Consider the following 6,582-nt stretch of genomic DNA (forward strand, 5'->3'; position numbering starts at 1 on the left):
ACATTGAACATGATTTTAGTGCATTAAAAAGAGCAAGAATGTATAGTAATAGCGAAACAAGTTTAGATGAAATAATTTACAATTATTGTACTAGTTAAATGTCTCATTCTTATTTTGATTAACTATAAATGTATTAAGGGAAAAGATGACACCGTAGATGTACAAATCCAAGACCGTAGTTATACCCCCCAAGAAATCTCCTCGATGATCTTACAAAAACTGAAAACTGATGCAGAAACCTTCCTAGGAGAACCAGTCAGTCAAGCAGTGATTACCGTTCCCGCTTATTTTACCGATGCTCAAAGACAAGCTACCAAAGATGCAGGAACTATTGCAGGGTTAGAGGTAATGCGGATTATCAACGAACCCACTGCCGCAGCCCTTGCCTATGGTTTGGATAAACAAGATCAAGATCAATATGTCATGGTATTTGACCTTGGGGGAGGTACTTTTGATGTTTCCGTATTGCAACTAGGTAACGGTATTTTTGAGGTGGTATCCACTTCAGGAAACAATCAATTGGGGGGGGATGATTTTGATGGGGTGATCGTGGATTGGTTAATCAAAGAATTTAAAGACCAAGAAGGCATCGACCTTAGCTCCGATAAAATGGCATTACAAAGGCTCAGAGAGGCCGCTGAAAAAGCTAAAATTGAGTTATCAAACCTCATGGAAACCTCCATCAACCTACCCTTTATTACCGCCGACGACAGTGGACCAAAACACTTAGAACTAGATCTATCTCGACCCCACTTAGAAGAATTAATCGCCCCCTTAGTGGCAGAAATCGTTCCTCCCATGGAAAGGGCGATCGCCGATTCGGAACTCAGAAAAGAACAAATTAATCGAGTGGTGTTGGTGGGGGGTTCAACCCGTACCCCTGCTATTTCGGCTAAAATAGAGCAGTTTTTTGGTACTGGTATCGCCATCGATCGCTCCATTAACCCTGATGAAGCCGTGGCCTTAGGGGCAGCGGTGCAAGGGGGGGTATTAGGGGGAGAGGTGCGCAACCTACTGTTATTAGATGTTACCCCCCTATCTTTAGGTCTGGAAACCCTTGGGGAAGTGTTTACCAAAATTATTGAGCGTAACACCACCATTCCCACCAGTCGTTCTCAAGTATTTTCCACCGCCGTGGATGGTCAAACTTCAGTGGAAGTCCATGTATTGCAGGGAGAGCGCTCCATGGTCAAGGATAATAAAAGTTTGGGTAAATTCCTTTTAACGGGTATTCCCCCTGCCCCTAGGGGAGTGCCACAAATTGAGGTATCCTTTGATATTGATGCCGATGGTATTCTTAAAGTGAGTGCGAAGGATAAAGGCACAGGTATCGAACAGGGAATTGTCATTAGTAATACTGGTTCTTTGGATGCCCAAGAAATTGAGTCCATGCGCCGAGAAGCTCAAGAATATGCCTCGAGCGATCGCCGTCGAGTGGAATTAGTAGAAATTAAGAAACAATTAGATAGTCTTCTCTATAGCTATGAATTAAGTTTAGAAAAAAATCCTTTCCTTGTCAGTGAGGGTTTACAAGAGGAAATTAATCAGAAAAAAGTTAAAATTGCCGAAGCCATTGATTCTACAGATATTCCCGTAAGTCAGGTGGAATCAATGATCAACGACCTGAGAGAAACCATTATCGGTTTAGGTAGCAAAGCCTATGAAAGTGTATCTCAAAGCCCTGATACGGGAGAAGAATCCCAAGGGGAAACCATGTTTGAATCTTTAGATGGAGATGATGTTGATCCTGAATTTAAGAGTATTGAAGATGAAATCCTTAGTGGTTTAAGTCAAATTTCTGGAGGTACTGCGGAGTTTGACTTTGATTATGATCAAGATGAAACCATTACAGGGGATTATGAAACTGTAGATTAATAGTTAGGATGGGGAACAGGGAACAGAAAAAAGATAATAATTGTTTATTGTCAACTGTGGCCAGGTGGATGATAGTAAATCTTACAAATCAGATTTAGTATTACTGACCTCTATCATCTCATAAAAAAAGGGGTTTGCACCCCTCTTTTTTTTGCTCTGTTATAATTAACGGAACATAATACTTACCGAACTATCCTCATGGATACGCCAAATAGTTTCCCCTAGTAGGTTCGCCACCGATAAAACTTTTAGCTGAGGAAAATAGTTATCTAAAGGTACGGGAATTGTATTAGTTACGATTACTTCCTCAAAAACATCACTAGATAAGCGAGAAATAGCAGGTCCAGAAAATACCGCATGGGTTGCACAGGCATAAATTTTCTTAGCTCCTTCTTTCTTAAGAAGTCTTGCCCCTTCGAGTAATGTTCCCGCAGTATCAATCATGTCGTCCACCAAAATGGCATTTTTACCCTTGACATCACCAATAACATTCATCACTTCAGCCACATTATGAGCCTGACGACGTTTGTCAATAATTGCTAGGGGTGCATCATTAAGTTTTTTGGCGAAAGCCCTTGCCCGGGCAACCCCCCCCACGTCGGGAGATACCACCACAAAATCTTCTAGCTCTTTTTGGAGAAGATAATCGAGGATAACAGGAGAACCATAAACATGATCTAGAGGAATATCAAAGTATCCTTGAATCTGGGCCGAATGTAAATCCATGGCAAGAACTCGGTTAGCTCCTGCTTGGGTAACTAAGTTGGCGACTAATTTAGCAGAAATAGACTCCCTACCTGCGGTTTTACGGTCTGCCCTAGCATAGGAATAATAGGGAATAACTGCGGTAATTTGCCGTGCTGATGCCCGACGACAGGCATCAATCATGATCAGCAACTCCATTAAGTTATCGTTGACAGGATTGCAACAGGGTTGAATTAAATAAACGTCGCACCCCCTGATTGATTCTTGGATTTGGACGTATAGCTCTCCGTCGGCAAATCTTTTCCGAATCATCGGTCCTAGATCCATGCCTAGATAGCGCGCTACTTCGGTAGCTAGTCCGATGTTTGCTGACCCTGAAAATAATCTAAGGCGATTATTGTCGGATACTTGATGTTGTAACATGGGACTGAGTGTTAAAGTGGCAGAATGACTCACGGCAAATTCTTTAACCTCGTAAAATTTAATAATAATTTAATCTTTATCTTTCCCTTTGTGATCAGAGAAGTTTTACTCTTGTATTCTAATTTACAATATATATAGCATTTTGCTTCATTTATTTTGAGGTTTTATTAACTTTTTCATGAAAACTTTATTTATTACGGGTACGGATACGGATGCGGGAAAAACCATTGTAACGACGGCGTGGAGGGCTTATTATAAGGTTTATCATCCTCATTTATCAACGGGTTTGATGAAGTTATTGCAAACGGGGGTGCAGGGAGATGCGGAGTTTTATCAACATTTTTTTGATGATGTGGAGATTCCTTTGCGGTATGATGCACCCTTAGCCCCTCCTGTGGCGGCGGCCATGGAAAATCGTTCTATTGATATGGATTTAATTTATTCTCGTTTACGGGCTTTGCAGTCGGACTATGATCTGTTTTTGGTGGAGGCTTTGGGGGGTTTAGGTTCTCCCATTACTGAAGATTTAACCATTGCCCATGTGGCTGATAGTTGGGCTTTGGATACTATTTTAGTTGTCCCTGTTAAGCTAGGGGCGATCGCCCATACAGTAGCCAATGTCGCCCTAGCTAGACAACATAAAATTAATTTAAAAGGGATTATTTTTAATTGTGTTAACCCCTGTACAGAGGAACAGATTAATAATTGGACTCCCAAAAAAATGATCGAGTCTTTTACTAATATTCCAGTGTTGGGTTATTTTCCTTATGTGGACAATCTTTTTGATTTGCAGGTTTTGGCAAAAACTTTTCATGATTTCATTGAAATAAAATCTTATTAAAAAAATAAAATATTGTAAGATAAAAAATTATAATTTCACTAAAATTGCTAATCTATTTTACAAAAAATTTTATAACCCCATAAACCTACTAAAAACATTCCCATAGCACATAAAACATATAAAAAACTCATTCCAGCGCCCTTACTTGTACCAAAAATGGGGCTAAAAATATTATTTGTCATCATTAAAGGTTCAAAAATATAATCCGCTAAAAAACCACCTAATAAATAAGCAATTAAAGAACAAATTAACACACACATTCCCTCAAAAGCTAAAATTTTTCCTTGTATATCAACGGGAATTTTTTTGAGCCAAACAGTTTTTTGAGAACTACCTAACATCGGGAAATTTAAAGAAGAAAAAAATTGTGCCACAGTCCATATAAAAGCAGTATTACCCACACCAAAAATTATTTTACTAATTCCAGCCCCCATCATCGCCATAACTATACCCAAAAAAGGACGAGAAAACCCCCCCCAAGTAGTGATTATTAATGAACCCAAAACCCCCCCTAATCCTGCAAAAGTAGCAATTTGAGCATAAATAAATTCATTATTGTTACTACGAGCTAAAATCATGGGAGCATAAATGGCATCACCGACATCATGAAAAAATTGGAATATACATACTATTACCAAAAGATTTATTAAGTTATGATTGTGTTTTATATATTTATAACTGCTAGTTATTTGATAACGTAAATTAGGAAAGTTTTGAACTTGATTAATAATCTTTTTCTTAGGAATTTTTACTTTTATAAGTATTAAAAAAGCAATAAAAAAAGTAATAATATCTACTATTAAAATACCCTGAAAATGAATCAATGGATATAAAATTCCAGCCAAAGCGGGAGCAATAATACGAGAGCCATAACCTGCTAAAAATTCTAAACTATTGGCTCGGTTATATTGATGAGATGCGACCATTAAAGGAACGGTGGTAGTATAAGCTAATTCTTGAATACCACCAAAAAAAGAGTTGATAAAAGTAGTGATATATAAATCGATTATTGTTAACTGTTGATTTAATTCCCTGAATAATAAAAATAATGTACTTAATACCGCTACGGTATCACCCAACATCATCAAGAATTTACGATCGCACCTATCCACCAAAAAACCAGCTAAAGGAGCAACCAAAATTTGGGGTAACTGTTGAAAAAACCATAACAAAGATAAGCTACTAGCCTGAGAAGTCGCCCCCCAAGTCCAAAAAATGAGGGCAAAAGTAGTCATGCGACTACCAATCAAGGAGAATCCCTGCCCCATCCATAAAATAATAAAAGAATAAAAATTACTATTGCTCATTTACCAGATAACGAAATAAATCATCAACTACTCGATTAGCAGCCATCAAACTAGGTACATTCCAATAGGGAGGAATTTGATAAACTTGACCATTTTTTACCGCCCCTAGTTGTTGCCAAAGGGGATCATTTTTTAGTCGATTTAACTGACTTTCAGCCTGACTTTTTATCTCTGCACTGGTGCCATACGTCCATAAAAAAATTACATCACCATCAGCCAAGGAAGTCTCTTCACGACTAATCATGATTTGAAAAGGTGCTTCTCCTCTAATTCCCTGATTTTGAAAATCTGGGCGGGATAAACCTGCATCCTCTAAAATTGTTCCTGCAAAGGAGTTGTTCAGATAAATGCTAATTTGTTCAGGATATACTCTTACTAAAGAAATCTCAACTTCCTGCAATCTTTCCCCCATTTGAGTTTTAAAATCTGTCAATCTTTGTTCATATTCTGCTAACAATTGTTGTGCTTCTTCTTTCTTTCCCAAGACTTCGGCATTGAATAACAAATCTTCTTGCCATTCCCCATTAGTCTGCCCATCTCTTAAGACTGTCGGGGCAATTTGGCTTAATTGAGGATAAATATTTTCATCGTTATAAACGCTACCGATAATTAAATCAGGTTGTAGTTTAACAATGGCTTCTAAATTAACTGTGCCTTCTTGTCCTACTTTTGTAATATTTGTGGTGCGATCGCCCAGTAAATCCACCGTATTGGAAATCACTCCCACAGGTTTCATCTCCAACACCAACAGAGTATCAATAGCCGAACTATTTAAAGCCACTACCCTTTCAGGGTTAGATGGTACACAGGTTTTTCCCATGCCATGATTAATGGGGCGACAACTTTCGGGTAAGCGGGAAGTTTTTTCATTACAAGCAACGGTGAGGGTAAGAAGAAGGATAAGGAGTAGGGAGGTAGGGGAGTGAGGGTGATTGGGGGTTAGGAAGGAGATAATATAATCAAATAAGTTAATAAGTATCATTTATTTCTTGAGATATTTTGAGATATAAGTATGGGGAATTTAGTTAGTAATCATGAACAATTAGAGGTTTATCAAGTTGCGTTTGATACTGCGATGAAAATTTTTGAGGTCAGTAAAAGGTTTCCAAAAGAGGAAAAATATTCTTTAACTGATCAAATTAGACGTTCTTCTCGATCTGTTTGTGCAAATATTGGGGAAGCATGGCGAAGAAGACGTTATCGAGGGTCATTTTTATTAAGACTAAATGATGCGGAAGCCGAAGCCGCAGAAACTCAAGTCTGGATCAAGTTTGCTGTTAAATGTAGATATTTGGATGTGGAAATAGGGAGAAAACTTTACGCTCAATATAATCAAATTATTGGCATGATTGTAAGAATGATTAATACCGTCGATACTTGGATATTAAAAGATAGAAAGCGTTTATCATAAAACAATCCCCCCATCTCCCC

At 38.2% G+C, this 6,582-nt stretch carries 6 protein-coding genes and 1 pseudogene; 4 read left to right on the forward strand and 3 right to left on the reverse strand.

Translation table 11 applies throughout. The features are described 5' to 3' along the window. Positions 1-98, forward strand: a pseudogene (locus IQ215_RS13995) (IS630 family transposase); the annotation flags it as partial. A gap of 16 nt (positions 99-114) precedes the next feature. After that, on the forward strand, positions 115-1,875 hold the full coding sequence (gene dnaK / locus IQ215_RS14000) for a molecular chaperone DnaK (RefSeq protein WP_277815534.1): 1,761 nt from the start codon (positions 115-117) through the stop codon (positions 1,873-1,875). Between the two features lie 165 nt (positions 1,876-2,040). On the opposite strand, the gene IQ215_RS14005 is transcribed toward dnaK, so the two are convergent. Next, positions 2,041-3,036, reverse strand: coding sequence for a ribose-phosphate pyrophosphokinase (locus IQ215_RS14005; RefSeq protein ID WP_083260381.1), 996 nt, complete (start codon positions 3,034-3,036; stop codon positions 2,041-2,043). A 145-nt stretch (positions 3,037-3,181) separates the two neighbouring features. Here IQ215_RS14005 and bioD point away from each other — a divergent pair, with 145 nt between their 5' ends. Beyond that, positions 3,182-3,844, forward strand: a complete 663-nt coding sequence (gene bioD, locus IQ215_RS14010; RefSeq protein ID WP_193802023.1) for a dethiobiotin synthase — start codon at positions 3,182-3,184, stop codon at positions 3,842-3,844. A gap of 47 nt (positions 3,845-3,891) precedes the next feature. On the opposite strand, the gene IQ215_RS14015 is transcribed toward bioD, so the two are convergent. Both IQ215_RS14015 and IQ215_RS14020 read right to left on the reverse strand, forming a co-directional pair. Continuing rightward, a complete protein-coding gene (locus IQ215_RS14015) occupies positions 3,892-5,151 on the reverse strand; it encodes an MFS transporter (RefSeq protein ID WP_193802024.1) in 1,260 nt (419 codons plus the stop codon). Further along, positions 5,141-6,133 carry an ABC transporter substrate-binding protein gene (locus IQ215_RS14020; protein ID WP_193802025.1) on the reverse strand — a complete coding sequence of 331 codons (993 nt, stop codon included), beginning with the start codon at positions 6,131-6,133 and terminating at the stop codon, positions 5,141-5,143. Before IQ215_RS14020 ends, IQ215_RS14015 begins: the two co-directional genes overlap by 11 nt. A 30-nt stretch (positions 6,134-6,163) precedes the next feature. Here IQ215_RS14020 and IQ215_RS14025 point away from each other — a divergent pair, with 30 nt between their 5' ends. Then, positions 6,164-6,562, forward strand: a complete 399-nt coding sequence (locus tag IQ215_RS14025) for a four helix bundle protein (protein WP_193802026.1) — start codon at positions 6,164-6,166, stop codon at positions 6,560-6,562. Positions 6,563-6,582 lie beyond the last annotated feature (20 nt).

The organism is Cyanobacterium stanieri LEGE 03274 (assembly GCF_015207825.1).
Classification (GTDB): Bacteria; Cyanobacteriota; Cyanobacteriia; order Cyanobacteriales; family Cyanobacteriaceae; genus Cyanobacterium; species Cyanobacterium stanieri_B.

Excerpts from the sequence above, each read along its gene's own strand:
- IQ215_RS14020 (WP_193802025.1), bottom strand. The coding sequence starts at position 6,133 with ATGATACTTATTAACTTATTTGATTATATTATCTCCTTCCTAACCCCC.
- IQ215_RS14015 (WP_193802024.1), bottom strand. The coding sequence starts at position 5,151 with ATGAGCAATAGTAATTTTTATTCTTTTATTATTTTATGGATGGGGCAG.
- IQ215_RS14025 (WP_193802026.1), top strand. The coding sequence starts at position 6,164 with ATGGGGAATTTAGTTAGTAATCATGAACAATTAGAGGTTTATCAAGTT.
- bioD (WP_193802023.1), top strand. The coding sequence starts at position 3,182 with ATGAAAACTTTATTTATTACGGGTACGGATACGGATGCGGGAAAAACC.